General features: G+C 41.9%; 28 protein-coding genes. 1 reads left to right on the forward strand and 27 read right to left on the reverse strand.

Annotated elements, in window-relative coordinates; genetic code table 11:
• Nucleotides 1–16 precede the first annotated feature (16 nt).
• Genes MHB67_RS10225 through MHB67_RS10255 form a run of 7 tightly spaced genes read right to left on the reverse strand, consistent with a single transcriptional unit; the run spans nt 17 to nt 5,588 of the window.
• The gene (locus tag MHB67_RS10225) at nt 17–1,000 is read right to left on the reverse strand and encodes a biotin--[acetyl-CoA-carboxylase] ligase (RefSeq protein WP_073206078.1); all 984 of its coding nucleotides are present in this window, start codon (nt 998–1,000) and stop codon (nt 17–19) included.
• Nucleotides 973–2,175 (reverse strand): CCA tRNA nucleotidyltransferase, encoded by a 1,203-nt coding sequence (locus MHB67_RS10230; RefSeq protein WP_024428104.1) that lies wholly within the window; start codon nt 2,173–2,175, stop codon nt 973–975. Before MHB67_RS10230 ends, MHB67_RS10225 begins: the two co-directional genes overlap by 28 nt.
• Entirely contained in the window at nt 2,168–3,313 is a 1,146-nt protein-coding gene (bshA, locus tag MHB67_RS10235) for an N-acetyl-alpha-D-glucosaminyl L-malate synthase BshA (RefSeq protein WP_024422784.1), read from the reverse strand. The genes MHB67_RS10230 and bshA overlap by 8 nt, the downstream gene beginning before the upstream one ends.
• Before the next feature lie 2 nt (nt 3,314–3,315).
• Entirely contained in the window at nt 3,316–4,020 is a 705-nt protein-coding gene (bshB1, locus tag MHB67_RS10240) for a bacillithiol biosynthesis deacetylase BshB1 (protein ID WP_044333236.1), read from the reverse strand.
• Nucleotides 4,007–4,426, reverse strand: coding sequence for a methylglyoxal synthase (mgsA, locus tag MHB67_RS10245; protein ID WP_024422786.1), 420 nt, complete (start codon nt 4,424–4,426; stop codon nt 4,007–4,009). Before mgsA ends, bshB1 begins: the two co-directional genes overlap by 14 nt.
• A gap of 17 nt (nt 4,427–4,443) precedes the next feature.
• The gene (gene dapB / locus MHB67_RS10250) at nt 4,444–5,247 is read right to left on the reverse strand and encodes a 4-hydroxy-tetrahydrodipicolinate reductase (protein ID WP_041109607.1); all 804 of its coding nucleotides are present in this window, start codon (nt 5,245–5,247) and stop codon (nt 4,444–4,446) included.
• Between the two features lie 5 nt (nt 5,248–5,252).
• Nucleotides 5,253–5,588, reverse strand: coding sequence for a nucleotide pyrophosphohydrolase (locus tag MHB67_RS10255; protein ID WP_024422788.1), 336 nt, complete (start codon nt 5,586–5,588; stop codon nt 5,253–5,255).
• Nucleotides 5,589–5,725: 137 nt separating this feature from the next.
• On the opposite strand from MHB67_RS10255, the gene MHB67_RS10260 reads away from it, so the two are divergent.
• The gene (locus MHB67_RS10260; protein WP_024422789.1) at nt 5,726–6,598 is read left to right on the forward strand and encodes a YitT family protein; all 873 of its coding nucleotides are present in this window, start codon (nt 5,726–5,728) and stop codon (nt 6,596–6,598) included.
• A 30-nt stretch (nt 6,599–6,628) separates the two neighbouring features.
• Here the strand turns inward: MHB67_RS10260 and ypjB are convergent, their stop codons facing one another.
• The 20 genes from ypjB to aroC form a co-directional block, all read right to left on the reverse strand.
• A complete protein-coding gene (ypjB, locus tag MHB67_RS10265; RefSeq protein WP_342492507.1) occupies nt 6,629–7,432 on the reverse strand; it encodes a sporulation protein YpjB in 804 nt (267 codons plus the stop codon).
• 65 nt (nt 7,433–7,497) lie between these two features.
• Nucleotides 7,498–8,091, reverse strand: a complete 594-nt coding sequence (locus MHB67_RS10270; protein ID WP_342492508.1) for a DUF1405 domain-containing protein — start codon at nt 8,089–8,091, stop codon at nt 7,498–7,500.
• Nucleotides 8,092–8,191: 100 nt separating this feature from the next.
• A complete protein-coding gene (locus tag MHB67_RS10275; protein ID WP_073206084.1) occupies nt 8,192–8,959 on the reverse strand; it encodes a menaquinol-cytochrome c reductase cytochrome b/c subunit in 768 nt (255 codons plus the stop codon).
• Nucleotides 8,960–9,000: 41 nt separating this feature from the next.
• A complete protein-coding gene (gene qcrB / locus MHB67_RS10280) occupies nt 9,001–9,675 on the reverse strand; it encodes a menaquinol-cytochrome c reductase cytochrome b subunit (protein ID WP_003215804.1) in 675 nt (224 codons plus the stop codon).
• A 2-nt stretch (nt 9,676–9,677) separates the two neighbouring features.
• Entirely contained in the window at nt 9,678–10,184 is a 507-nt protein-coding gene (locus tag MHB67_RS10285) for a ubiquinol-cytochrome c reductase iron-sulfur subunit (RefSeq protein WP_007500911.1), read from the reverse strand.
• A gap of 144 nt (nt 10,185–10,328) precedes the next feature.
• A complete protein-coding gene (locus MHB67_RS10290; protein WP_024428101.1) occupies nt 10,329–10,775 on the reverse strand; it encodes a YpiF family protein in 447 nt (148 codons plus the stop codon).
• Nucleotides 10,776–10,836: 61 nt separating this feature from the next.
• Entirely contained in the window at nt 10,837–11,376 is a 540-nt protein-coding gene (locus MHB67_RS10295; protein ID WP_008344562.1) for a ReoY family proteolytic degradation factor, read from the reverse strand.
• Between the two features lie 75 nt (nt 11,377–11,451).
• Nucleotides 11,452–12,723, reverse strand: coding sequence for a tetratricopeptide repeat protein (locus MHB67_RS10300; RefSeq protein WP_283859480.1), 1,272 nt, complete (start codon nt 12,721–12,723; stop codon nt 11,452–11,454).
• 280 nt (nt 12,724–13,003) lie between these two features.
• Nucleotides 13,004–14,290, reverse strand: coding sequence for a 3-phosphoshikimate 1-carboxyvinyltransferase (aroA, locus tag MHB67_RS10305; protein WP_073206090.1), 1,287 nt, complete (start codon nt 14,288–14,290; stop codon nt 13,004–13,006).
• A 10-nt stretch (nt 14,291–14,300) separates the two neighbouring features.
• On the reverse strand, nt 14,301–15,416 hold the full coding sequence (locus MHB67_RS10310) for a prephenate dehydrogenase (protein WP_024422796.1): 1,116 nt from the start codon (nt 15,414–15,416) through the stop codon (nt 14,301–14,303).
• A 114-nt stretch (nt 15,417–15,530) separates the two neighbouring features.
• The gene (gene hisC / locus MHB67_RS10315; protein WP_024422797.1) at nt 15,531–16,628 is read right to left on the reverse strand and encodes a histidinol-phosphate transaminase; all 1,098 of its coding nucleotides are present in this window, start codon (nt 16,626–16,628) and stop codon (nt 15,531–15,533) included.
• Nucleotides 16,629–16,639: 11 nt separating this feature from the next.
• The gene (gene trpA / locus MHB67_RS10320) at nt 16,640–17,443 is read right to left on the reverse strand and encodes a tryptophan synthase subunit alpha (protein ID WP_342492509.1); all 804 of its coding nucleotides are present in this window, start codon (nt 17,441–17,443) and stop codon (nt 16,640–16,642) included.
• A complete protein-coding gene (gene trpB, locus MHB67_RS10325; RefSeq protein ID WP_122631040.1) occupies nt 17,440–18,639 on the reverse strand; it encodes a tryptophan synthase subunit beta in 1,200 nt (399 codons plus the stop codon). The genes trpA and trpB overlap by 4 nt, the downstream gene beginning before the upstream one ends.
• Nucleotides 18,620–19,288, reverse strand: a complete 669-nt coding sequence (locus MHB67_RS10330) for a phosphoribosylanthranilate isomerase (protein ID WP_133744147.1) — start codon at nt 19,286–19,288, stop codon at nt 18,620–18,622. Before MHB67_RS10330 ends, trpB begins: the two co-directional genes overlap by 20 nt.
• Nucleotides 19,285–20,037 carry an indole-3-glycerol phosphate synthase TrpC gene (gene trpC, locus MHB67_RS10335; RefSeq protein ID WP_073206099.1) on the reverse strand — a complete coding sequence of 251 codons (753 nt, stop codon included), beginning with the start codon at nt 20,035–20,037 and terminating at the stop codon, nt 19,285–19,287. Before trpC ends, MHB67_RS10330 begins: the two co-directional genes overlap by 4 nt.
• Nucleotides 20,030–21,052 (reverse strand): anthranilate phosphoribosyltransferase, encoded by a 1,023-nt coding sequence (gene trpD / locus MHB67_RS10340; protein WP_133744148.1) that lies wholly within the window; start codon nt 21,050–21,052, stop codon nt 20,030–20,032. The genes trpC and trpD overlap by 8 nt, the downstream gene beginning before the upstream one ends.
• Complete coding sequence (gene trpE / locus MHB67_RS10345; RefSeq protein WP_133744149.1) at nt 21,024–22,571, reverse strand: anthranilate synthase component I; 1,548 nt, start codon at nt 22,569–22,571, stop codon at nt 21,024–21,026. Before trpE ends, trpD begins: the two co-directional genes overlap by 29 nt.
• A 231-nt stretch (nt 22,572–22,802) precedes the next feature.
• Nucleotides 22,803–23,186 carry a chorismate mutase gene (aroH, locus tag MHB67_RS10350; protein WP_024422804.1) on the reverse strand — a complete coding sequence of 128 codons (384 nt, stop codon included), beginning with the start codon at nt 23,184–23,186 and terminating at the stop codon, nt 22,803–22,805.
• A complete protein-coding gene (aroB, locus tag MHB67_RS10355; protein ID WP_133744150.1) occupies nt 23,183–24,274 on the reverse strand; it encodes a 3-dehydroquinate synthase in 1,092 nt (363 codons plus the stop codon). The genes aroH and aroB overlap by 4 nt, the downstream gene beginning before the upstream one ends.
• Nucleotides 24,274–25,446 (reverse strand): chorismate synthase, encoded by a 1,173-nt coding sequence (gene aroC, locus MHB67_RS10360; protein ID WP_024422806.1) that lies wholly within the window; start codon nt 25,444–25,446, stop codon nt 24,274–24,276. The genes aroB and aroC overlap by 1 nt, the downstream gene beginning before the upstream one ends.
• Between the last annotated feature and the right edge of the window lie 43 nt (nt 25,447–25,489).

Raw genomic sequence — 25,489 nt, forward strand, 5'->3', positions numbered from 1 at the left:
GTGCCGGGTGTTCCACTCAAGTTGACTTGATCTCAATGTCTGCGGAGTAGATTTTTTGGATACCGTCCTCCGTTTCAAGCAATAAAACACCTTCTTCATTGATGCCAAGCGCCTTCCCCGTATATTGCCCATTGACGGTGCGGGCCACAATATGTCGACCGATCGTCATCGCAAACGATTCCCATAAATGTTTAATCGGCGCAAATCCTTGCTTCATATAATCATCATATCTTTTTTCAAAAGTGGACATGATCTGTTGTATAAGTGCAGCACGATCCACTTTTTCATTCAGTTCCATCCGCAGACTTGTGGCGACATCCTTTAGGTCATCCGGGAAGTCATCAGCTGTTTGGTTCACATTTATGCCCGGTCCAATAATGACCGCATGAACCTGGTCAGCTTCTGCTTTTAATTCAGTCAGAATGCCAACGACCTTTTTTCCATTCAACAAAATATCGTTTGGCCATTTAATAGATGGACTGAGTCCTGTTTGCTGCGCAATCGCTTCTGCGATGGCTACAGATGCCAAAAGTGTCATTTGCGGCGCTTTATGCAGCGGAATTTCAGGCCTGAGAATGAGACTCATCCAAATGCCTGTCCCGTTTGGTGAATGCCACGTTCTTTGAAGACGCCCTTTTCCGTTTGTCTGATGATCGCTGACAACGATCGTGCCGTGGGGCGCACCTTCATTGACAAGATCATGGGCAATCAACTGAGTTGAAGCGACTTCTTTCTGAAAGTAAATATGCCTGCCGAAGCTCTCTGTTTCCAGACCAAACAGAATTTCGTCCTCACTAATTTTGTCCGGTTTACGAAGCAGACGGTATCCTTTTCTTCTAACTGCTTCTACCTCATACCCCTCTTTTCGCAAGTCCTCCATATGCTTCCACACAGCTGTTCGGGAGCAGCCAAGTTCATCACAAATCTGCTGACTTGAGACAAAATCCTCACTGGATGCTGTAAATAGTTCAATTAATCGTTTTCTAATTGCGGATCGCATGCTTTAAGCCACTCCTCTATGGCTTCTTTTCGGTTTTCTAAACGGTTTTGCAAAACGGCTTTTTTCACAAAATTGAGCTCCTCTGCAATCCATTTCCCAGACGTCTTTTGCCGAAAGGCCATTAAATCTTTTCCTGAAACAGCGAGGTCTTGGAGCTTTTTAATCGGCAGTGCATCATAAGAACGTTTCGCTGCCTCCAGCTCATCAAAGAAAATGCGGCGCTCATGTTTTAGCTGTGTGATCTTCAAACTAGATAAGAGCACGTGTTCACCAGCTTCAAACATGTTTTCCGCATCCCAGTCACAATCAACGTATTTACTAATGGCTACTGCTTCTTTCAAAAGCTTGGTTGACAGCTTCCATTCTTTTAAGAAGGCCGCAGCCTCCGCTTCATCTAGGCCGAGCAAATGGATGCAAGCCCCCCATACCTCTTCTAGTCCATCCAGTAAGTAATATGGAAAGGCTTGAAAGGATTCATGAAGACGCTCCTCTTTAAGACCTGGCAATTCTTCATATAATTTGGTTGAAATGAGCACTTGAATGGCCTGCTCGCAATGACGGCCTTTTAAAAGCTTCTCCATTTCAATTTTTTTGCGCTCAACTGATATGTTGGCAAGCAGATGCTTATCCTTTTTCATAGCTTCAGCCGTTTCATCAGCGAGTTCAAAGCCAAGCTGGCTTAAAAAACGGACAGCTCTCATCATGCGAAGCGCATCTTCTTGAAAGCGGCACGCAGGATCTCCAACAGTTTGAATTCGTTTCCGCTTAATATCCTGTTTACCACCTACATGATCAATAATTTCTCCATTTATATCCATGGCCATTGCATTAATCGTTAAATCTCTTCTTAAAAGATCTTCCTTAAGCGACGTAATAAACGCCACTTCTTTCGGTCTGCGAAAATCTTCATATTCTGATTCCGTTCGAAACGTCGTGACCTCATAGCTGACACCATCATGCAACACAATGACAGTGCCATGCTCCTTACCGACATCTACTGTTTTTTCAAATAAAGACTCAACCTTATCAGGTGTTGCATCTGTCGCAATATCGATATCACCGATTTCCCGTCCTAATAGAACATCTCTCACCGCTCCGCCGACAAAGTAAGCCTGATGCCCATGTTCGTGCAGTGTATGTAATATAGGGATCGCATGTGTGAATGGTTCATTCATCTTCATCATCACCTTCGATCAATTCTAGGTAAAGCTTCTCATATTCACTCACAATCTTATCAGAGGAGAAATGAGCCTGAACACTAGACTGAGCTGCCGCTGACACTTTTTCATGAAGCGCTTCGTCTTTCAGCAGAGACACTGCGTGCTTTGCTGCTCCGTCTATATCGCCGAGCGGGACAAGAAAACCTGTTTCTCCATGTGTAATGACCTCTGGAATACCGCCGACATCCGTACCGATACAAGGAACACCGCACGCCATTGCTTCAAGAAGCACAAGCCCAAAGCTCTCCTTCTCTGAAAGAAGCAGCTTCAAATCACTTATTGAATATAGCTCCTCAACCTTCTCTTGCTTGCCTAAAAACAACACGCGGTCTGTCAGTCCTAATTTTTTCACGAGTTCACATACAACCGATTTCTCAGGACCATCACCAATGAGCAGCAGCTTTGCCTGCACCTGTTCAGCAATCTTTTGAAACACATGAATCACGTCATGCACCCGTTTCACCTTTCGAAAGTTTGATACATGGATGATGACCTTTTCGTTCGGTAAAAGACCATAATGTGTCTTTAGCAAATCGTGATCTTCACGCAAATACACCCGTTCATCTACAAAATTATGAATCGTATCAATCTTTTTATCTGGTTTGATGAGATCGTATGTCTGCGCAGCTAATGAATGCGACACCGCTGTTACGCGATCTGATGATTCGATGGCGAACCGAATCACTTCTTTTAATGATGGATCATAGCCTAAAACCGTAATATCCGTTCCATGAAGCGTCGTAACGACTTTCACAGAGTGTCCAGTCATTTGTTTGGCTAAGAACGCACAGACAGCGTGCGGGACTGCATAATGCGCGTGAATAATATCAAGCTTTTCTCGTTTTGCGACTTCTGCCAATTTACTTGCCAGCGCAAGGTCATAAGGTGGATATTGAAAAACTGCATATTGATTCACATCCACCTCATGAAAATAAATATTCGGATATACTTTATTAAGCCTAAACGGAATGCTAGAGGTAATGAAATGAACATCGTGCCCTTTTTCAGCTAAACGTTTTCCAAGCTCCGTGGCTATAATGCCTGAGCCGCCGACACTTGGATAACAAGTAATTCCGACCTTCAGTTTTTTCATAATTACCCCCCAAGTAAGTCATCGTCCAACAAAAGTGGTTTCTTTGTGATAAACCCTTCTGCATAAGCTTTGTTGACTTCTCTTCCATACATAGACTCTCTCATTTTGACAAAATCAATATAACCGTTCACAAGAGGTGTCTCTACTGAGTTTACCGATTTAACAAATTGGCTTTTATACGCATGCAGGCTATCAATTTTTTGGTGCATTTCCTCAGAAATATCGATCACAAAATCTGGACGATGGTGCCCATTAATCATGTAATAATACATTTGGCTTATTTTATGCGCTGGCTGCTTGTATGAATCTTCAAATTTATGTATACCTGCAGAAAAAGCGGCCTCTTCTACAAGTGAGCCCGCATGGCCATGATCTGGATGCCGATCTTGGTGGTACGGAGCGAAAATCAGTTTCGGTTTGTAAGTTCGAATCACGCCCGCAATTTCCTTCATCGCTTCATCATTTAGATACAGCCCTCTATCTGGCAGTGTGAGCTGGATTCTCGCTCTGACACCTAAAATAGCGGCGGCGGCTTTTGCTTCTTCTTTGCGGCTCTCGACTGTTCCATTTGAAGATAATTCGGCCTGGGTCAAGTCGCAAATCCCGACGCGCGCCCCTTTTTTTACGTATTTTGCAATCGTTCCGCCCATTCCGATCTCTACATCATCGCTATGGGCACCGAATGCAAGGATATCAAGTCGTTTCATTTGTTCCTCCGTTTTTTGCTACATCTCGAAAATCAAACGTACCTTTATTTAAATTCCTGACTAAAATTTCAGCAGTTCCCATATTGGTGGCTAATGGAATGGTATACACATCGCAAAGCCGGATGAGTGCAGATACATCCGGTTCATGCGGCTGCGCAGTTAGCGGGTCTCTAAAAAAGAGCACAAGATCCATTGCATTATCAGCAATTAAAGCACCGATCTGCTGATCTCCCCCAAGTGGTCCTGATTGGAAACGATGAATGGGAAGCCCCGTCGCTTCTTTCACTCTCAAACCTGTTGTCCCTGTTGCGTAAAGTGTATGATCTGCCAAAATATCACGGTACGCAGTGGTAAACTGAATCATGTCACTTTTTTTCTTATCATGAGCGATTAAAGCAATGTTCATCAGGAATCCACTCCTTATTAGTCGATGATATTTTCTAAACCATAAACGAGCTGATCAATGTGCATGACCTGCTCTACTGAAAGCTTCACGCCTGACATAAAGGATGCACGGTTATAAGAATCATGACGAATGGTGAGCGTCTGTCCGTCCATTCCAAACAGCACTTCTTGATGTGCAATCATGCCAGGAAGTCTCACGCTGTGCAGACGGATACCATCATAATCAGCTCCTCGTGCCCCTTCGATCAATTCTTTCTCTTCTGGATGTCCCTGCTTTTTGCTTTCTCTTACTTCTGCAATCATTTCAGCCGTTTTTAAGCCCGTACCGCTTGGGGCATCTAGTTTTTTATCATGGTGAAGCTCAATGATTTCAACGTCAGGAAAATAATTCGCTGCCATTTTGGCAAATTTCATCATTAAGACCGCACCGACAGCAAAGTTTGGTGCAATAATACAGCCTATGCCCTTTTCTTCTGTTAATTGCTGAAGCTCTTTTAGGTCATCTTCTGAAAATCCAGTTGTTCCGACGACTGGACGCACGCCATGTTCAAGTGCTTTTTTTGTATGTACTTTCCCGATTTCTGGTGTTGTTAAATCAATTAATACATCTGGTGCTGTTTCTGAAAGACACACATCAATATCCGTATAAATTGGCGCATGAGATGTCGTATGAATCACATCAGATAATTTTTTTCCTTCATGCGTGTGATCAAGTGCTGCCACCAGCTCAAAATGGCCTGTTTCTTCCGCCAGCTTCACAGCCTCTATCCCCATTCTTCCTCTTGCTCCAGCGATTACTACTTTGATGGTTTCGTTCGTCATCGTCTCTACTTCCCTTCTTTTTTCGTCCAGCGGTCTTTATCTCTTGTGTTGAATTTATGCATCACACGATCATGTGCTTCTTCTAGTGAAATATCAAGTGAATTAGCAAGGCATGTTAACACAAACAAAACATCGCCAATTTCTTCTTCCATGCTTTTTTCTGTTTCCGTTGTTTTTTTCGGCTTTTCTCCATAGTAATGGTTAACCTCTCTTGCCAGCTCCCCTAATTCTTCTGTCAGGCGGGCCATCATGGCAAGCGGGCTGAAATAGCCTTCTTTAAATTGTCCTATGTAATCATCTACTTCTTGCTGCACGTGACGCAGCGTTTTTTCTTTCGTCATGAAGCTCATCCTCCTATCCATCTCTTACATGTTAGCGAAATCATAAATATTTGACAAATGTTTAAGACTCAGTTTGCTTGTTTCTCTCCCATACCATATAATATTATCGCTGTCTAAGCAAAAAAAGGAGTGGTCTCTTGCTAAAAGAAATTCGTCTTAAAAATATCGTATTTATTTTAATAGGATCTGCGATTTTTTCTTTCGGTCTTGTTCATTTTAATATGCAGAACAATTTGGCGGAAGGCGGATTTACAGGTATTACACTGCTTTTATATTTTCTATTTCACATTGACCCATCTATTTCAAACCTTGTCTTAAACATTCCGATCTTTTTTATAGGCTGGAAAATGCTCGGCAGAACGATGTTTACTTATACAATTGTAGGAACAGTGAGTCTTTCTGTCTTTCTTGCCATCTTCCAGCGCTTTCAAATACATATGCCTCTCCAGCACGATTTAGCCTTAGCCGCCCTCTTTGCAGGTGTATTTATCGGAACAGGCCTCGGAATCATCTTTAAATTCGGCGGTACAACAGGCGGTGTGGACATCATTGCAAGACTGATTAACAAGCATTATCAGGTGGCAATGGGACGAACAATGTTCATCTTCGACGCATGCGTCATTACCATCTCTCTGACCTACTTAAATTATAAAGAAGCGATGTATACACTTGTCGCAGTGTTTGTGGCTGCGAAGGTCATTGACTTCATGCAAGAAGGCGCTTACGCTGCCAAAGGCGCCATGATTATCTCTGAAAAAGACGACATCATTCAAAAGAAAATCACAGATGAAATGGAGCGCGGTGTCACCATCTTAAAAGGGGTCGGTTCCTATACGAAACAGGAGCGCAACGTTCTTTATTGCGTCGTTCCGAAAAACGAGCTTGTCCACCTTAAAAGCGTCGTGACCTCAGTCGATCCTCATGCGTTTGTATCTGTCAGTGACGTGCATGATGTACTCGGTGAAGGCTTTACATTAGATGAACACAAAAAGCCGCTCAATCCACATTAAAAAAGAAGCACCAGTTTTGGGCTTCTTTTTTTATGATTTAGGATAATCAGCCTGACGTTTTTGCTTCTTTTCTTTTTCTGCACGATATTTCCGAAATCCAACATACGTTAACGTTAATAAAATGATACTCCCGGTTGTTAAGATGACCCATAAAAGCGATGGATCCGCTTCATCTTCATCGACGTGAGCAAATACATTCGATAAATCCTCTTCCAGCTTCGTGAGACGTTCAAGCTTTGTCCCACTTGATGCTTTTAAAAATTCACCTTGCTCAATCACTTCCATGTGCTGCTTAATCGTCTGCAGCTTTTCAGGCGAAATATCAATGGTTAAACTTGGATAGATCATATCGTATAAAGAAACCAGCTCATTCCAAGTTTCATAAAATGTCGTCGATTCTGGATCTTTTACTTCTTTTTTCAAAGTAGGAAAAGAGCCCATAATAGGCTTCTCCAGCGAACCCCAAAGAGGCTCAGAATCCGACTGGATCGCATCAAGCAGCATTCTAAATTGAGAGGCATAACGAAGCTTTTCGCGCTCATTCAATTCTTCCTGCGGCAGCCCTTTTATCATATCTTGATAGCCAAGTGTAATTTGCCGAATCTGCGTATTCGTCAAAGTTCCACGCCAATTCTCAGCTTTAAATGTCTTTTCAACATACAATGCGACTTGTAACGCCTCATCATATTTAGCTTGTCTCGTTAATTGAAAGATGGAATCTGATAGTTCCGTTAATTCTTGCAGCGTGTTAGCAGCTGTTTCCTCACCTTTGACAACTGCTGGCTGTAATACGAGAAAAAATAATAGAATCATCGCGATTGGCTTTCGTTTCATGCAAGTCCCTCCTAGCCCTTCTCCTTACAGCGTATGAAGAAAAGGACAAGGTTAGACCAACATTGTTAAGGGAGTTCAAGCTTGACCGATTTTTTCGATAGAACGAGATAATACGAAACAAGAAGAACCGCAATACTTAGCCAAAACGTCACGTAGCCGATCTCGTTTGAGTAAGCAGACAGCATAGAATAACGGGGCATCATACCAAATACATAATCAATTACATCATTATGTAAGATCCAAATGCCTGCTACCACGAGATGACGCATTTGAAAACGATAGTATGGCGCAAACAATACAGCCTGAACCGCCATCGCAAAGTGAGACCCAATCAGCATGTATCCTTCCCACGGAAAATCATCAACAGAAAAAAGCACAAAGATATTCATTCCTACCGCCCATAACCCATATTTAATCAAGGTCACAAGAGCAAGTGCTTCAAAATAAGGAGCATTTCGTTTCATCAAAAACGCAAGTAATACAAATAAAAAGAAAAAGCTGGCCGTTGGACTGTCTGGTACAAAAGCTAAAAAGACAGCCGGTGTCTCTACGAGCTGCGGAATATACCAATAGTAGCCGTACACAGTGCCAAGGAAATTGATCATAAGCACCAGCACAAGCATGTAGCGCGTCGCTAGCAAATATTGAATCCATCTCATATGTCTCTTCACTCACGATCTGTTAAAATCAGAAAAAAGCTGACAGCGCCAGCTTTTTCTCTTTTGAGTATATCCTTGTACTTGCATTTAAACAACTGAATTATTTTGATTTGACCTCAGATAAATATTTAGAGAGCTTTTCAAGTTCTTCATCACTGCCTTTAAAGACACCCTTCGGCATGTTGCCTTTTCCTTCTACAGCGATTTTAGCGATCTCCTCAGGCGCAAGACCGTTGTCAACGAGTGACGGTCCGGCTGCTCCGCCCTGCATGTTATCCCCGTGGCAGGAGATACATGTCTGCTCTTGATAAATTTTATACTCTTCAGCTGAAGTATCAATCTCTGCTTCTTTCTTAATCTCACCTTGTTTTGCCGCTGCTTCCCAATCATGAGTTGCAACAGACTCCCACGTTAAATATGTTGCTGCGCCGACTGCAAGAATCATCATCCCGACTGCAATTGGTCTTCTATACGGTCTGCGTTCTGGACCTGAATCAAGAAATGGTGCGAGCAAAAGTGCACCAAACGCAATTCCAGGCATAATCATCGCGCCGACGACAGTGAAGTTTCCTGCAGCAAATTCATATTTTAATAACTGGTACAAAAATAGGAAATACCAGTCTGGCAGCGGAATATAGCCAGTATCTGTTGGATCAGCCATCCGCTCAAGCGGAGGCGCATGAACAACAGTTAGGACAAGAAATCCAATTAAAAAAACGGCACCTACAAGCCATTCCTTTAAAAGAAAGTTCGGCCAAAAGGCTTCTGTTTTTCCCGGATATTCGGAATAGTCTTTAGGTATGTTAGGTTTTCTTTCTGCCGGTATTCTGGAATCTCCGACAAACTTCATCCCTTTTCCCCTATGCAAAGTCATCCCCTCCTCATTGAACATTCATCAAACGCAGCATTTTATAGCGGTCCAGAAATTCCTTGCTTACGAATCATAATAAAGTGGGCAGCCATCAGCCCAAATAATGCCGCTGGCAAGAAAAAGACATGGATAGCGAAAAATCTCGTCAGCGTTTGTGCCCCTACAATGTCAGGATGACCTGCAAGCAGCGTTTTGATCTCTTTACCAATGAAAGGTGTTGCTTCTGCAATTTGAAGACCAACCTTCGTCGCAAACAACGCCTTCATATCCCATGGTAAAAGATAACCTGTAAAACCAAGTCCAAGCATCACAAAGAAAATGAGCACACCAACAATCCAGTTCAGCTCTCTAGGCTTTTTATACGCCCCTTGGAAAAAGACCCTTAGCGTATGTAAAAACATCATCACAATGACTAAACTCGCACCCCAGTGGTGCATCCCTCTGACAATCTGGCCAAATGCCACTTCATTTTGCAAATAATAGACAGATTCCCAGGCATTTTTAATATCCGGCACGTAATACATCGTTAAAAACATGCCCGAAAGGACTTGAATGACTGTCACAAAAAACGTTAAACCGCCAAAACAATACACAAAAGCGGAGAAATGATGTGCTGGGTTGACGTGCTCTGGCACCTCGTGATCCGCAATATCTCTCCATATTGGTGTAATGTCCAGCCGCTCATCTACCCAATCGTAAATCTTGTTAAGCATCGTTACCCTTCCCCTTTCGGCACAGCTTTTCCAAGATAGAGGTATCCGTCCTTCACTTGCTGCTTATAATGGTCAAGCGGTGCAAGCGGTGGAGTTCCGGGTACGTTTGTACCATCCTTGTCGTACAGCCCATAATGGCACGGGCAGAAAAATTTGTTTGGATTTTTCGGATCACTGTTCCAGTTCACTGTACATCCTAAATGTTTACAGATTGGCGATAAAGCGACAATTTCATCCCCTTCTTTGTACACCCATGCTGACCTAGATTCCTTTGACTCGTACCATGCATCTACTTGATCAATTTTAAAGTCAAAGCGCTTCGGTTCCTTTGTCAGTTCATCTACACTGACAACTTGAACCATATCCTGATCCTCTGTTCCTTTTAGCACAGGGTCAAGCGCAAAGCGAACCATAGGCATGAGCATTCCAGCGGCCATAAATCCCCCCACGCCGGTCAACGTGTAATTCAAAAATTGACGCCTGGACACTCCATGTCTCTTCTCGCTCATTTTTTTCTCCCCCCCTCAGGTCGTCAGCTACTTTATAACTGAATTAGAAAAAATTTCATAAAACTAGGACACCCTCATAATATATCAATCTATTCACAAGGTCAACATCCTAAAAAGCTATGTACAATGCAAATGTAAGGGTTTTTATGAAGGGTTCCATTTTTGTAACAAAAAGTTCAAAATTTGTTCTACACTGTCTTGAATGACTTTTTGCTTTAATTCAACCTTCAAATGCTCCAGCGGAACCGGCTTGAGCAAAAATAGCGATTCACTGATCTCAGTATGCTCTTTCCACTGGTGATCAGATGTGATCAATACGACATGCTGAAAATGATCCTTGAGCGACTGCTTCATTATGAGTATATCTTCTTGTTTCCGGTCACTCACTTCCAAATATGTATGTGGCGGAAAAAGAAAAACCCGCCCTTTTAATTGTCTTTCAAGTTCATCTGCTACAAGAATAGTAAACTCTCCTAAAGACACGGTTTGTTTCATTTGATCCGCATCAATCCCAACTAATGGAATGATAGCGGTATCAATGTAAGCTTTAGATTGCAAAAAGCGATCCGCGTCCTCTGCTTGAAACCTCATCAATTTCCCCTCTTTCATGACATAAGCCCTGCCTGTATAGGGCAAGGCTTATTCGTTCAGTTTATGACAATAGGCTTAATTCTTTTGCCAGCTTATTAAATGTTTCTTGATCATGACGGTCAAGTGCTTCATCTATCTCTTTCATGAGCCGTTCTTTTTGGAAAGTTGCGATTGAGTGCTCAAGCACTTTCTCAGCAAGATCCTTATCTTTTTCGTTCTCATAAAGATCCTTTGGAATATGAGGATTTGTTTCAAGAACAGCTGCATATTCCGGCGAACGATAAGCAGAACGGAAATTCAATTGAATAAACAAGTCCTGCTGTTTATTCAAACGAATATCATGAAATGACTTTTCAGCATCTGTCGTCATGATGTTTTCTTTATAAAATCTAAAGGGAACTTCATCCACACAGTGTGTTGACATGATGATTCCCCTTGGGCAAAATTCTGCTTGCTCTACAAAATGAACCTTTTCCATCAAAGAGTCGTGGCTCATTAAATAATTTAATATCCAAACACACTCTCTTCTCTTTAGCTGATAATGGTTTAAGAACCACCGGATAAATTCCTTTTTTTCATTGACAGAAACAGGGGTCTGCATGTTATTCCCTCCTCTATCGTAAATTAAATTGCTATACATGAATTATTCAACAAACCAGTTCTTCATTCCTGCAAACTATAAGGAAATTTCGTCTTCAATTCTTAAAATCGTTTCTTCAATTTCTTCATTCGTGCCATCTTTCTCTAGAACTTTGCGTAATAACGGCAATGCTTCTTTTTGTCTGCCCTCTTCTAAAAGGAACGAAGCGTATTCATATAAAAAGTCACGCTCCTCATCAAAATCAGGCAGGGCAAGCTTGAAATACTCGGCAGCTTCTTTGTATTCTTCTCGCCCGACAGAAGCAGATGCAGCATACCAATTCCATTTTGGGTCATCTTCCCCAAAGCTTTTTACCTCTTTAATAACATCCAGAATTTCATCAAACAGCTCTTCATTTAAATAGATCGCCAGCAATGTTTGAACTGCTTCAATATAACCCGGATCGAGAGCAAGTGCTTCTTGAAGCAGTTTTTTCGCATCTTCTGAATCCCCATTTTTCAAATCAATCTTGGCACCATATAAATATAATTCTTTGTTATACTCATCAACTTTAATACCCTCTTTTACTACCTCTAAAGCCTCGTGATATAGTCCTTCTTCCTCATAACTTTTCGCTAAAGGCATATAAAGTGACGAATAGGACGGATCAATATCTTTCAGTTCTGTAAGCTGCTGAATGGCTGTTTTCGTTCTGCCAGCCCTCATTGCTGTAAATCCGTAGCCAAAAAGAGTATTCGGGTCTGCTTGATCTTTTACTGCCTTTTCGTACCATTCAAGTGCATCCTCAAATTCTCCAGCTGTGCTGAGCGATTCAGCGAGCCGCTGATACACATTGACACCGCCAACCTCATGCTGCTGATCTGCCACTTTGTAGAAATAATCGGCCGCTTTTTTTGAAAGGCCTTGAGAAAAATACAACTCACCTAATGCAAAATCGATGATGGCTTCATTCGGAAGTAGTTCTTTCGCTTTTAAAAGCTTTTGTTCACTGACTTCAAATAGTCCTTGCATTTGATACAAATCTGCCATTAACAATAAACTCTCTGGGTACGCATCATCATCTTCAGGAATCGTTTCTAATACTGCAATCGCCTTCTCTTCTTCATCAGAGTCAATCAACAGCTCTGCATAAAAACACGTTAAACCTGTTTCCTCTGGATATAAATCATGTAAATCACTGATGAGATTCCGTGCTTTATCGATATCTCCCCAATCATAATATAATTGAGCCGCTTGCGCCTTTTCTTCATCATGCAAATACTTCTCTGCTTGAGCAAGTGTTTGGAGTCCTTTTTCAGTCTCACCCGCCTCAACTAATTTTATGGCTTCTTGTAATGAACTATTCAAATCAAACCGTTCCTTTCTGTTTCCAAAAACCTAAACTATTGTTACTTCATATCATAATCGACAGGTACACATCCAGCAAATATGTTGCTCTTTTAAAATGAACCCATTTTTGTGTTTTAAAGACTGTTTTTCATTTCATCCTATACGAAACTGATGATTTGTAAACTGCAGACACTATTTTTATCGGACAAAATGTTTTTTTTCAAGGTTTCACCTTGAGACAAGCTATGCTATATTTCTGACAAATATGCAAAAGGAAAGAAAAAGCCTGAGGACCTCCTCAGACTGTTTTCGTTAAATATTCAATGTGTTCAAAGAAATTCGGGTATGAGACACGAACAGCATCTGTATCTTCAATCTCAATTGCTTGCTTTGTCACACATGCGGCAATTCCCAGCATCATACCGATACGGTGATCTCCGTAGCTTGAGACGACTGCGCCGCCTTGAAGCGTTGTTTTACCATGAATTTTCATACCATCATCTGTTGCTTCAATATCAGCACCGAGTTTTTTAAGTTCTGATACGACTGTATCAATTCGATTGGTTTCTTTAACTTTTAACTCAGCAGCATCTTTAATGATCGTTGTTCCTTCTGCTTGGGTCGCAAGAAGCGCAATAATCGGAATTTCATCGATGAGTCTTGAAATCATGTCACCAGAAATTTCAATCCCTTTTAATGATGAAGTAGAAATCGTTAAATCACCATACGGTTCTCCGCCTTTGGCTTCTACTTCATTGATCTCAAGGTTTGCACCCATAAGTTTCAGCACATCAATAATACCTGTTCTTGTTTTGTTTAGCCCGACATTTTTTAAGACAATCCGGCTGTTAGGAACGATTGATCCAGCTACAAGGAAAAATGCAGCTGAAGAGATGTCTCCAGGAACAAATATATCGGTTGCTGTTAATGTCTGGCCGCCTTCAATGGAAACACTTTGTTCATCTTCATCTAGTTTTACACCAAACATAGAGAGCATTCTTTCTGTATGATCTCTTGATTTATGTGGTTCAGTTAATGTTGTTGTACCCTCTGCTTGCAGCCCAGCTAAAAGGACAGCCGACTTAATTTGTGCACTTGCCACCGGAGACTCATAAGTTATGCCTTTTAAATGACCGCCACGAATAGACAGTGGTGTATACTCGCCATTTGCTCTGCCGTCTATTTTGGCTCCTAGTTGTTTCAGCGGACCCGTCACACGTTTCATTGGTCTTTTGGCAATACTCTCATCACCAATTAGTGTACTGTGAAACTCACAACCAGCTAATATTCCCATCATTAATCGAATGGTTGTACCAGAATTGCCAACATCAAGAATGTCAGACGGCTCCTTGAGCTCTTTCAGTCCTTTACCATGAATGACAACATCTGTCCCTTTTTGTTCAATTTCAACGCCCATCTTTCTAAAGCAATCAATCGTACTTAAACAGTCAGCTCCAGGAAGAAAGTTTTTCACTACTGTGGTCCCTTCAGCAATTGCACCAAACATCACTGATCTATGTGAAATAGATTTATCACCTGGGATATGAATTTCTCCATTCATAGGAGCATTTTTATGAATTTTCATGTTTGTCACCTCAGTCAGCATAAAATGTATCGTAATTCGCTCTATTTTTTATACAGATTTCTGCACGCTTGCGGTCGTCGTCTGTTTGAAAACTAATGCGTAAAATCCCATTAATGTCTTCCCGCGTCTCAATAATACGGATATTTGTAATACTAATGTTTTCACTTGCTAGATGCCCTGTAATCTCCGATATGACCCCAGGGTGATCCGGAACATCGACATACAGATCATAAAAAGCAGGAATGGCACCTTTTTTCCTTAGAGGCAGTCCATCACGATATTCCTTTGCATCTTGAAAATAAGAGAACAATCCTTCAGCATCTTCTTGCTCTACGAAGGTTTCAATGCGGTTAATCTCTTTTTTCCATTCATGAAAACGGTCTAAAATCTTGTGTTTATTGTGCAGCAGGATATCCCGCCACATTGCAGGATTGCTTGAAGCAATTCGTGTGATATCACGAAAGCCTCCAGCAGCAAACCGTTTAACAAGTGGGAATTGTTCTTCAAAATGATGTGCTTGATGCACAAGGCTGGCTGCAACAATATGAGGAAAATGGCTAATTACACTCGTCACAGCATCATGTTCTTCTGGTGTCATCTCTATGAAATGAGCATTTGTCCCCTTTAGCAAATCCATCAACCGATCAACAGCTTGGCGGTTTGTTTCCTTTGCAGGCGTTAAAATGTAGAACGCATTTTCAAATAAAAAGTCTTTTGCTGCAATAACACCTGACTTATGAGATCCTGCCATTGGATGTCCACCAATAAATTGGTACTGCTCAGGTAGCGCTTTTTCAGCAAAATGGACAACCTTTTGCTTTGTGCTGCCGACATCAGTAATTGTGAGCTCTCTTTCAATTCCAGAGTCTGCAATATCACTAAGCATCTTTACTGTTTGCTGGACAGGTGTTGCCAAAATAATGGTCGAAGATTCTTCTAAACCAGCCAGAAACGAATCAGCTGTTGCATCAATAATTCCCAGCTTTGTTGCAGCAACCATTTGCTCTTTGGAAACATCAAATCCTACAATTTTTTTATGAGGATACTCTTTTTTAATCGAGAGTGCAATGGATCCCCCAATTAAACCGAGTCCAGCGATTAATATTGTTTCGTTTGCATCATTCATATTCATCACCTGATTTTTCGCGAAAATTAAACAACTTATTTCAACAGCTTATATGTATTGAGGTTGGTACAATGAAAGCCATATCCTGCCTTAGGATATGACTTTATGGTTATGCTACGCACGAATGCCTTGCAGTAAATCGGCAAGTGTACTTAGAATGTCTTCATTTTGCTCTTTTGTTCCGACGGTAATACGTAAAGAAGTCGGAAAACCAAGTGCTTTCCCGGAACGAACAATGTAACCTTTTTTCAATAATGCATTGAACAATTCATCTGCATCTCTTTTAAAATCAATCAGCACAAAGTTTGTTTGAGATGGATAGATATATAGTCCAAAACGGTCTGCAAAATCTTGATATTGCTTGAGACCTGCTTCGTTTTTCTGTCTGCATGATTGTATGAAATCTTGATCTTTGATCGCTGCACGAGCAGCTGCCTGAGCGATACGGCTGGTATTAAACGGCTCTCTCGCTGGTTCAATGGCAGTAATCAGCTCTTCTGATGCAATTCCGTAGCCTACTCGAAGCGCTGCAAGTCCATATGCTTTAGAAAACGTTCGAAGTACAATGACATTTTGATAATTGTGTAATAAAGATAAACTGTTTGGAAAATCTTCCGCACGAACGTATTCAAAATACGCTTCATCTAGAACAACAAGCACGTGAGCTGGCACTTCGTCTAAAAACGCCACAATCTCAGATTCTGACAAATGATTTCCTGTCGGGTTATTTGGATTACATACCCAGACAACCTTCGTGTTTTCATCGATCGCATCCAGCATGCCCTTCAGATCGTGAGCTCCTCCTTCTAAAAGAGGCACTTCTCGAATTTCAGCATGTTCAATCACTGCATTGTGACGGTATTGCGGAAAAGATGGAGATGGGATGACGGTATTTGTATGTTGGTCAAGGAAAGCTCTCGCAATAATTTGCACAAGTTCATCTGAGCCATTCCCGAAAATTAATTGCTTTTCACTTACTTGAAGAAACTCAGCAAGCTCCGTTCTTAAACTTGCGCTGTATCCATCAGGATAAATCGCTAAATGTTCGAGCTCAGCTTGTATTGCCTCTCTTGCATGTACAGAACATCCAAAAGGGTTTTCATTTGAAGCCAATTTCACAATTTTGTCTAATTGATATTCTTTTTTGACCTCTTCAATTGGTTTCCCAGGTTGATACGGTTTTAGCTGTTTTAATTGATCTTTGATTTGCAAAATGTTTCACCTCATTTGAATGAATAGAGGGGACTAAATGTTTTTGCATATGTTTCAAATTCTCTTAAAGCCTCTTGACGTGTATCACTTGCCAGCAATTGTTCTTGAAGCTCTTCAATTTTTTTCACAAGTACACTTCCGACAACAACACCGTCACTCAGTTTATTCATTGAATCTACCTGCTCTCTTGTTGAGATTCCAAAACCGACCGCAACCGGTATGTGACTCAGCTGTTTCACTTGTTGAATAAAATCTGTAATTGACGCGTCAAAGGATTGTCTGACACCTGTTACACCAAGAGATGAAACACAATACACAAAACCTTCTGCCTGCTCTACAATGTTTACTAATCGTTCCTTGCTTGTTGGTGCAACGAGTGAAATATATGAAATGTCATGTGTTTGACAGTTCTTTTGCAGCTCGCTGCTCTCTTCAAACGGCAAGTCGGGTGTTAAGAGTCCCGAAATATGATTTTTGCGCAGTAAAGCGAAAAAGTATTCTGTGTCTAATTGTAACACAGGATTATAATACGTAAATAGAATTACAGGAATTTTTACACCGTTTTTTTTCATCTTCCCTGCTAATTCTATCGCTTTTACGATATTCATGCCATGATTTAGAGCTCTTTTGGAGGCTCTTTGAATGACAGGACCGTCTGCTAATGGATCGGAATAAGGAACACCGAGTTCAATCGCATGTGCACCGGCTGCTTGAAGGGAGATAGCTAAATCAATCGTAATGTCTTCTGACGGATCTCCAGCTGTGATAAATGGGATAAATAATTTTTCGCCTTGCTCTAATTGAAATCTAATCATTTTGTTTTCCCCTCACTTTCGAGCACGTTCATTAATGTATGCACATCCTTATCGCCTCTTCCTGAAAGGCAGACAAGGACGATTTCGTCTTCATTCATCGTCTTGCTTACCTCAAATGCTTTGGCTAGCGCATGTGCAGATTCAATTGCTGGCAGAATTCCTTCTTTTTCAGTCAGCAGCTTTAGTGCATCTAGTGCTTCTTGATCTGTCGCACTCACATATTGAACCCTCCCGCTCGCATGTAAATATGCGTGTTCTGGTCCAATTCCCGGATAATCTAAACCAGCGGAGATAGAATATGGCTCAATAATTTGGCCAAATTCGTCTTGGATTAAATAGGTCAAAGACCCGTGGATCACACCTTTGGTTCCTTTCGTGATGGTTGCAGCATGGAGCGGCGTATCGATTCCTTTTCCAGCTGCCTCTACACCAATGATATCTACTTCTTCATCTAAAAATGCCCGGTACATTCCAATGGCATTACTTCCGCCGCCAACACAGGCAATGACTTTATGAGGAAGCCTTCCTTCTTTTTCAAGCAGCTGCTCTTTTGCTTCATCACCAATCATGCGCTGGAACTCGCTGACGATTTGAGGATACGGATGAGGGCCTACAACGGAGCCAATCATATAAAAATGATCACTGCAGTGCTGAACCCAATAGCGGATGGCTTCGTTAGTTGCATCTTTTAGTGTGCCATTTCCGCTTGTGACAGGTATGACTTCAGCGCCAAGCAGTTTCATTCGGAAGACATTGAGTGATTGTCTTTCCACATCTTCTTTTCCCATAAATACCGTGCAGGATAACCCGAACTTAGCGGCCACCGTTGCAGCAGCTACTCCGTGCTGGCCTGCGCCTGTTTCTGCGATGATGTTTGATTTCCCCATTTTTTTCGCAAGCAGGGCCTGCCCAAGCGCATTGTTAATTTTATGAGCACCTGTGTGATTTAAATCTTCTCTTTTTAAATAGATTTTTGCGCCGCCGAGGTATGCTGATAATTGGTCAGCATATGTAAGCGCAGTTGGTCTGCCTGAATAGTTTCGAAGTAGTGATACATATTCTGCTTGAAAAGCAGGGTCTTCTTTTAATTCACGAAATGCCTGCTCGATTTCTGCAAGTGGCTGCATGAGCGTTTCCGGGACAAATTTCCCTCCGAATTCTCCGTATCTGCCAATCTCATTTGGATATGCGTACATCATTTAACATCCTTTCTTCGAGCGCTTCGATCTTAGCGCTGCTTTTCTTTCCGTTTTCTTCTATTCCGCTTGAAAGATCGATCGCTTCTGGACCATAGGCAAGGAGCTCTGCTATCGTTTCTGGTGTGATGCCGCCTGCAATTATGCAAGTTTTCTCCAGCCGTTTTGCATGCTGAACGTATGCAGGCACCGCCTCCCAAGCAAAAGCTGTTCCAGAGCCGCCTCTCATCCCTTTTACTTTCGCATCAATGAGGAAGCCATCGACAACAGGCGCAAATACCGTCATTTTTTCAAGCGTGTTTGTGATATTGGATTCGTGGTGGAACACTTTCCAAACGACAGCCCCTGTTTGTTGTTTGATTTCTTTAGCGTCATCCTGCGTTTCATCTCCATGAAGCTGTACGATATCTAAAGGTATATGTTTTGTGATCTCACACACTTTTTCGATCTTTTCATTTACAAATACACCAGCAATTTTTTTCTCACACTTTGTTTGGATGAGCCATTGTTTCACTTGATCTGGCTGGACTTGTCTTTTACTTGGAGCAAAAATAAATCCAATGGCATCTGCGTGAGATTGCGCAATACATTCCACATCATCTTGTGATACTGCCCCGCAATATTTTACATAAGGCTTCACCCTGTTCATTCTCCAAACAATGTCTGAACGGCTTTTTCTTGTGATTGTTCTCTCATTAATGATTCTCCTACAAGAACTGCACCCGCTCCATGTTTCTTCACAAAGGCCAGATCATCAAATGTTTGAATACCGCTCTCACTCACTAGTAAAACATCGTTTGGAACAAGGGGTGCGATCTCTTTTGTTTGTTCGACTGTTGTTGTAAATGTATTTAAATTCCGGTTGTTCACTCCAATGATTTCAGGAGTGAACAACTTTAAAATATTTTCCAGTGTATCTGCTGCATGTACTTCGACAAGGACATCAAGGCCTTTCTCTTTCGCTTCAGCATAGAGCTCTTGCAGCTTTTGCGGCTCAAGTACTTCTCCAATTAATAAAATGGCATCTGCCCCTATACGTCTTGACTCTTCTACCTGTATGGAGTCAATGATGAAATCTTTTCTTAGAATTGGACGATCTACGTGTTTTTTAATGAGGGATAAGTATTCGTTTTTCCCTTGAAAGAACGGTTCATCCGTTAAAACAGATAAGCAATCAGCGTTTGATTTTTCGTAAGCTTTTGCTGTTTGTAAAGGATCAAAATTCGGTTGAATGATTCCTTTGGAAGGAGACGCTTTTTTCACCTCCGCAATGAGACCAATTGAGCGATGAGGATTCATGAGTGCTTCTTTAAATGATCGTCTTTCAAAGTGTCCATCTACTGGTAACTGCAATGTTTGAATATGTTCTTTTTTGCGGGCAATGATTTGATTAAGCATAGATCTCTTCCTCTCTCGTTTTTTGTTTTAAACGAGCCAATTGTTCTTTGGCTGCGCCGTTTTTAATCGTTTCAATCGCTTTTAATGTCCCGGCCATGAGGCTTTCTGACTTCCCTGCGACATATAAAGCCGCTCCAGCATTCAGGGCTGTAATATGAAGCGGCGCCCCTTCTGTTTGATGATTCAATATATTCTGAATCAATTTAGCACTCTCTTCCGGTGATTGGACCTGAATTTCTGATAAATATCCTTTTTGCAGCCCAAAGTCTTCTGGATTGAGTGTATATTCTGTCATGACATCTTTTTTGAGTTCAATCACATATGAATTTGCTGTAATCGTTAATTCATCCAGTCCATCTTCTCCGCAAACAAACAGCACATGTTCTGGCTCTAACGGTGCAAGGGCTTCTGCCATTAATTTTGCCTTTTCCTTTGAGTAGACACCGATGATTTGCTTTTTGGCTTGCATTGGGTGGCAAAGCGGGCCTAAGAGATTAAATACCGTCCGGAAGCCGAGCTGCTTGCGGACTGCGGCTACTTGTTTCATAGATGAATGATACAATGGTGCAAATAAAAAGCCCATGTTTTTCTCTTGTATTTGTCTTCTTGTTTCTTCTGGTGTGGATTGAATATGAATCCCAAGACATTCTAGTACATCGGCACTCCCGCTTTTAGAAGAAACTGATCGATTTCCGTGTTTGGCGATTTTGGCTCCAGCAGCGGAAGCGACAATGGCAGCGGCAGTTGATATATTAAAGGTGGAGAGTCCATCGCCTCCTGTGCCGCAAGTATCTACAACATCAAGCGCTTGTTCCATTGGTGCTGCATTTTGCCGCATGGCTTTCACAAAACCCGTCATTTCTTCAGCGGTTTCTCCTCTATGCGCTAAAATCGAGAGACTCGCAGCGACTTCAGCATCTGTTAAAAAGCCGCTCATCATATCATGCATGAGTTTATTTGCTTCATTTTCTGATAGAAAGCCTCCATTAACAAGAGCTGATAGTCGGTGATTCATCCTGCACACTCTCCTTTTCTGAGAAAATATGTTCCGCAAGCTGAATGGCTTTCAGAAGTGCTCCTGCCTTGTTACAAGTCTCTTCCCATTCATTTTCTGGGACAGAATCAGCCACAATGCCGGCGCCTGCTTGTATAGAAGCGGTATGATTTTTGACGCTCATCGTACGAATCGTAATACAAGAGTCGATATTGCCGTCGAATCCAATATAAGCAATACAGCCGCCATACGTTTCCCTAGGCTCAGGCTCCATTTCATTTAATAATTGCATCGCTCTTATTTTCGGGGCACCTGTTAATGTGCCTGCTGGGAATGCGGACATGAGCGCATCAACTGGATGTGTATCCCGCTTTAGCTTTCCTGTCACAATGGAGATGATGTGCATGACATGAGAGAAGTTCACTACTTTTGTAAAGGTTGGTACGGACACACTGCCGTATTCTGCCACACGGCCTACATCATTTCTGGCAAGATCCACTAACATGTAATGCTCGGCTTTTTCCTTTTCATCTTCAAGCAGCTCTCTTGCTAGTTCAGCATCCTCTTCTCTTGTTGTTCCTCGTTTTCTTGTGCCAGCAATAGGATGAATTTCTAAATGCCCATTTTTGGCATGGATTAATCGTTCTGGCGAGCTACCGACTAAATCACGATCTTTTAATTTCATAAAATACATATAAGGAGATGGATTCACAATCCGAAGCACGCGGTATAACTCAAATGAACTCACTGATACAGGGATATCAAATCGTTGCGAGAGTACGCCTTGAAAAATGTCACCCGCTCGAATGTATTCTTTGATTTTTTCTACGTCTTTTAAAAATTGCGCTTTTTCATAAGTTGACGTCACATGTTCAAAGGATGGCGGCTCATTCATATTCCCTGATAAAATCAGTTCTTTCATATCAACCTTTGAATGGAGCTTGTGAATCATCTGTTCAAGCTGTTTTTGATTTTCTTTGTAAGCTCGAATTTTTTCGTCTTCTCTTTCATGTCCGGCCAGCTGAGTGTATTGGATAAAATGAACATGATTTGTTTCATGATCAAAGGCAATCATCGTTTGGCAGACAAATAATGTGCAATTTTCTACCAGCGATGCGCTGCGGTGAGGCCTGACAGAAGGTTCAATGTTTGGGATCAGATCGTAGCTTAAGTACCCAACAGCCCCGCCTGTAAATGGGATATCAATATCTGGCGTTTTGATTTGATATTGCTCTTTCATCCAATCCAGCAGTTCTTTCAGCTCTTGCTTTTGCATGACTTCCTGCCCCGCAGCGTTACGTGCAACGTATTTGTTTTGGTCATCATGTAAGGTTAAAAACGGGTGTAATCCAATAAAGGAATATCTCGACCAGCTGGAAGACTCATCTTTGCTTTCTAGCAAATACACAATATCTTGTTTGAGTTTTTCAACAATTTGAATCGGTGAGAGCGTATCGACTGTAATGGTTTCAACAATTGGGATCGTTTTGTAGGACTCACTGTCCTTTAAAAATTGGGTCAGGTTTGATTGGGAATTCATAAGCACACTCCTTAAATGGGATTAAGGAGAATGAGGGGACATATAGAGGGTTTGTATGAGTATACGAAATAAGCCTAAAAGAGGGTTGCTCTTTTAGGCAGTATGATTAAATAGAAGTATCGTATCTCTGCTCAACTCTACTCATCTCAACTACCCTAGTCTCATTCTCATCTTCTCTAAGCTTGCAATGCCGTTTACACCTGTGTGTAAACTTCGGCTGTTCATATCGTATTATAATTCCTTGTTTTTTGTCAACTGTAAATCAGGGCGAAGCGTCACAGCTTCTTCCAAGTATACATGCTGTATGTCTTCCTGCTTTGTATCCGTCTGGACAGTCATTAAGACACGAATACATTGCTTTAAACCGCCATCAATGTCCAGTTCCTGCATGCAAGTAACTGGTACATATGTCCATCCTTCAAACTGACGAAGTGCTTTTGCCGGAAAAACGGAGTGAATATCTTGTGTAGCTGAAATCAAGATCTGCACGACACGTTCTGGATCTACTTGGTTTCTTGAAATGATCGCTTCTAACAGCTGTTTCGTTTTGTTTAACACTTCTGTTTCTGTATCTTCTATTACAGTTGTAGCCCCACGTATCCCGCGAAACATCATAGACATCCCTCCTCCCGTTTCCATTCTTCGAGCCAGTAGTGCAGCTCATCTTTTGTGAAAGACTGCAAGGTGACGTCTCCAACCTGTTTTAATAAAACAAATTGAACACTACCGCCCCTTGCCTTTTTATCTCCAATCATCCGGTCAACAAAAGTTTTTGTGGAAATATCTTGTGTGACTTGTACAGGGAACCCGAGCTCTTTCATCCACTCTTTTAGTTCCAAACGATTAAGGCTGAGCCCCAACTGCTTTTCGCTCACATACAGCGCAAACTGCATGCCGATTGCAATGGCATCTCCGTGCGTGATGGCGCCATATCCATACTCTGCTTCAATGGCATGCCCGAGTGTATGGCCTAAATTCAAAAATGCACGCACTCCTTGTTCTTTTTCATCTTCTTGAACGATTGACGCTTTGACTTGAATGCCTTGATACAGCATATGTGCCAGCTCGCTTTTTGATAAATCCGTCAAAGAACGAATGGCCATGAGTTCTGATAAAAATGCTTCACTTGAAATCAGTGCATGTTTGATGACTTCTGCAAAACCTGATCTTCGTTCAATTTGCGATAGTGTCTCAAGCATACTAGTATCATAGATCACAGCTTTCGGCTGATGAAACGCACCGATTAAATTTTTACCGAGCGGATGGTTGATCCCTGTTTTCCCGCCAACTGCACTATCATGTGCCAGCAGCGTCGTCGGCACTTGGATAAAATCAATGCCTCTCATATAAGTGGCAGCAGCAAAGCCAGCCAAATCTCCAATTACGCCGCCTCCCAGTGCAATGATGCAGGAGGAACGATCAAGCTGAAATTGAATGGCTTTCGTATGAATATGCTCAAATTCGGCAAAGGATTTTGACTGCTCTCCGCTTGGCACAACCACTTTGTTCACAGGCCACTTCTGCTGAAGTAAGCGAACCATCTCATCACCATAAATGGCATCAACAGCTGCATCTGTGACGATTAAGAGCTTCGTATAGGAATGCCCAGTGGAAGTTATCAAGTCGACGATATTGCGTTTAATCCCATCACCGATAAATACAGGATAAGTGGCTGAAGACGTCTTAACTTCCAGTGTTTTCATTAAAATTCCCTCTGAAGCTGGCGCATTTTCTCAACATTTTCTTTAATGCGGTCGATTTGGTCAAGGCCAAACTGCTCTACTACTGCATTGGCAATTTCCCATGCAACGACTGCTTCTGCAACAACACTTGCAGCAGGAACAGCACAGCTGTCAGATCGTTCAATACTTGCAGAGAAAGGTTCTTTTGTTTCAATGTCAACGCTTTGAAGCGGCTTATAAAGCGTTGGGATTGGTTTCATAACCCCTCTTACGACAATTGGCATACCCGTTGACATTCCGCCTTCAAGACCACCTAGGCGATTTGTTTTTCTCGTATAGCCCTTTTCTTCATCCCAGATAATTTCATCATGGACCTCACTGCCATTTTTAGAGGCTGCCTCGAAGCCAATACCGAATTCAACCCCTTTAAAAGCGTTGATACTAAGTACAGCGCCAGCAAGCTTGCTGTCCAATTTACGGTCGTAATGAACATAGCTGCCAACCCCAACCGGCATCCCTTCAACGATGACTTCAACAATTCCGCCAATTGAATCGCCGTTTTTCTTCGCTTCATCAATTGCATCCATCATTTTCTGACCCGCTTCACTGTCATAGCAGCGAACAGGTGATTCTTCTGTTACCTTCTGCAAATCTTCAATAGACTCATATGCTGTATGAGCTGCTTTCACTCCGCCAATTTCAAGAACATGGCCAGCTACTTTAATCCCTAGATGCGCCAAGATTTGTTTGGCAACTGCGCCTGCTGCTACGCGAACAGTTGTCTCGCGGGCTGATGAGCGCTCTAATACGTTTCTCATATCACGGTGTCCATATTTGATCGCCCCATTTAAATCCGCATGTCCTGGTCTTGGACGGGAGATTTGACGCTTCATTTCACTTTCTTCTTCTTCCGTGATCGGCTCTGCCCCCATCACCTTTGTCCAATGCTTCCAGTCGTTGTTTTCAACAACAAGTGCGATTGGGGAACCTAATGTTCTCCCGTGGCGAACACCACTTAACACTTTCGCCTGGTCTTTTTCAATCTGCATTCTTCTTCCGCGGCCATGACCTTTTTGTCTTCTAGCCAATTCATAATTGATGTCATCCTGCTCTATGTAAAGTCCCGCTGGAACTCCTTCAATAATTGTGGTCAGTTGTGGACCATGTGATTCACCTGCTGTTAAGTACCTCATGACTCAATCTCCCTTCATCGCATTAACGCTTTTAAGTAAAAAT

The organism is Bacillus sp. FSL H8-0516 (assembly GCF_038635285.1).
Lineage (GTDB): Bacteria > Bacillota > Bacilli > Bacillales > Bacillaceae > Bacillus > Bacillus safensis.

Coding starts and splice junctions, on each gene's coding strand:
- MHB67_RS10225 (WP_073206078.1), bottom strand. CDS start 1,000: ATGCGATCCGCAATTAGAAAACGATTAATTGAACTATTTACAGCATCC.
- MHB67_RS10230 (WP_024428104.1), bottom strand. CDS start 2,175: ATGAATGAACCATTCACACATGCGATCCCTATATTACATACACTGCAC.
- bshA (WP_024422784.1), bottom strand. CDS start 3,313: ATGAAAAAACTGAAGGTCGGAATTACTTGTTATCCAAGTGTCGGCGGC.
- bshB1 (WP_044333236.1), bottom strand. CDS start 4,020: ATGAAACGACTTGATATCCTTGCATTCGGTGCCCATAGCGATGATGTA.
- mgsA (WP_024422786.1), bottom strand. CDS start 4,426: ATGAACATTGCTTTAATCGCTCATGATAAGAAAAAAAGTGACATGATT.
- dapB (WP_041109607.1), bottom strand. CDS start 5,247: ATGACGAACGAAACCATCAAAGTAGTAATCGCTGGAGCAAGAGGAAGA.
- MHB67_RS10255 (WP_024422788.1), bottom strand. CDS start 5,588: ATGACGAAAGAAAAAACGCTGCGTCACGTGCAGCAAGAAGTAGATGAT.
- ypjB (WP_342492507.1), bottom strand. CDS start 7,432: ATGAAACGAAAGCCAATCGCGATGATTCTATTATTTTTTCTCGTATTA.
- MHB67_RS10270 (WP_342492508.1), bottom strand. CDS start 8,091: ATGAGATGGATTCAATATTTGCTAGCGACGCGCTACATGCTTGTGCTG.
- qcrB (WP_003215804.1), bottom strand. CDS start 9,675: ATGCTTAACAAGATTTACGATTGGGTAGATGAGCGGCTGGACATTACA.
- MHB67_RS10285 (WP_007500911.1), bottom strand. CDS start 10,184: ATGAGCGAGAAGAGACATGGAGTGTCCAGGCGTCAATTTTTGAATTAC.
- MHB67_RS10290 (WP_024428101.1), bottom strand. CDS start 10,775: ATGAGGTTTCAAGCAGAGGACGCGGATCGCTTTTTGCAATCTAAAGCT.
- MHB67_RS10295 (WP_008344562.1), bottom strand. CDS start 11,376: ATGCAGACCCCTGTTTCTGTCAATGAAAAAAAGGAATTTATCCGGTGG.
- aroA (WP_073206090.1), bottom strand. CDS start 14,290: ATGAAAATTCATAAAAATGCTCCTATGAATGGAGAAATTCATATCCCA.
- MHB67_RS10310 (WP_024422796.1), bottom strand. CDS start 15,416: ATGAATGATGCAAACGAAACAATATTAATCGCTGGACTCGGTTTAATT.
- trpA (WP_342492509.1), bottom strand. CDS start 17,443: ATGATTAGATTTCAATTAGAGCAAGGCGAAAAATTATTTATCCCATTT.
- trpB (WP_122631040.1), bottom strand. CDS start 18,639: ATGTACGCATATCCAAATGAGATTGGCAGATACGGAGAATTCGGAGGG.
- MHB67_RS10330 (WP_133744147.1), bottom strand. CDS start 19,288: ATGAACAGGGTGAAGCCTTATGTAAAATATTGCGGGGCAGTATCACAA.
- trpC (WP_073206099.1), bottom strand. CDS start 20,037: ATGCTTAATCAAATCATTGCCCGCAAAAAAGAACATATTCAAACATTG.
- trpD (WP_133744148.1), bottom strand. CDS start 21,052: ATGAATCACCGACTATCAGCTCTTGTTAATGGAGGCTTTCTATCAGAA.
- trpE (WP_133744149.1), bottom strand. CDS start 22,571: ATGAATTCCCAATCAAACCTGACCCAATTTTTAAAGGACAGTGAGTCC.
- aroH (WP_024422804.1), bottom strand. CDS start 23,186: ATGATGTTTCGCGGGATACGTGGGGCTACAACTGTAATAGAAGATACA.
- aroB (WP_133744150.1), bottom strand. CDS start 24,274: ATGAAAACACTGGAAGTTAAGACGTCTTCAGCCACTTATCCTGTATTT.
- aroC (WP_024422806.1), bottom strand. CDS start 25,446: ATGAGGTACTTAACAGCAGGTGAATCACATGGTCCACAACTGACCACA.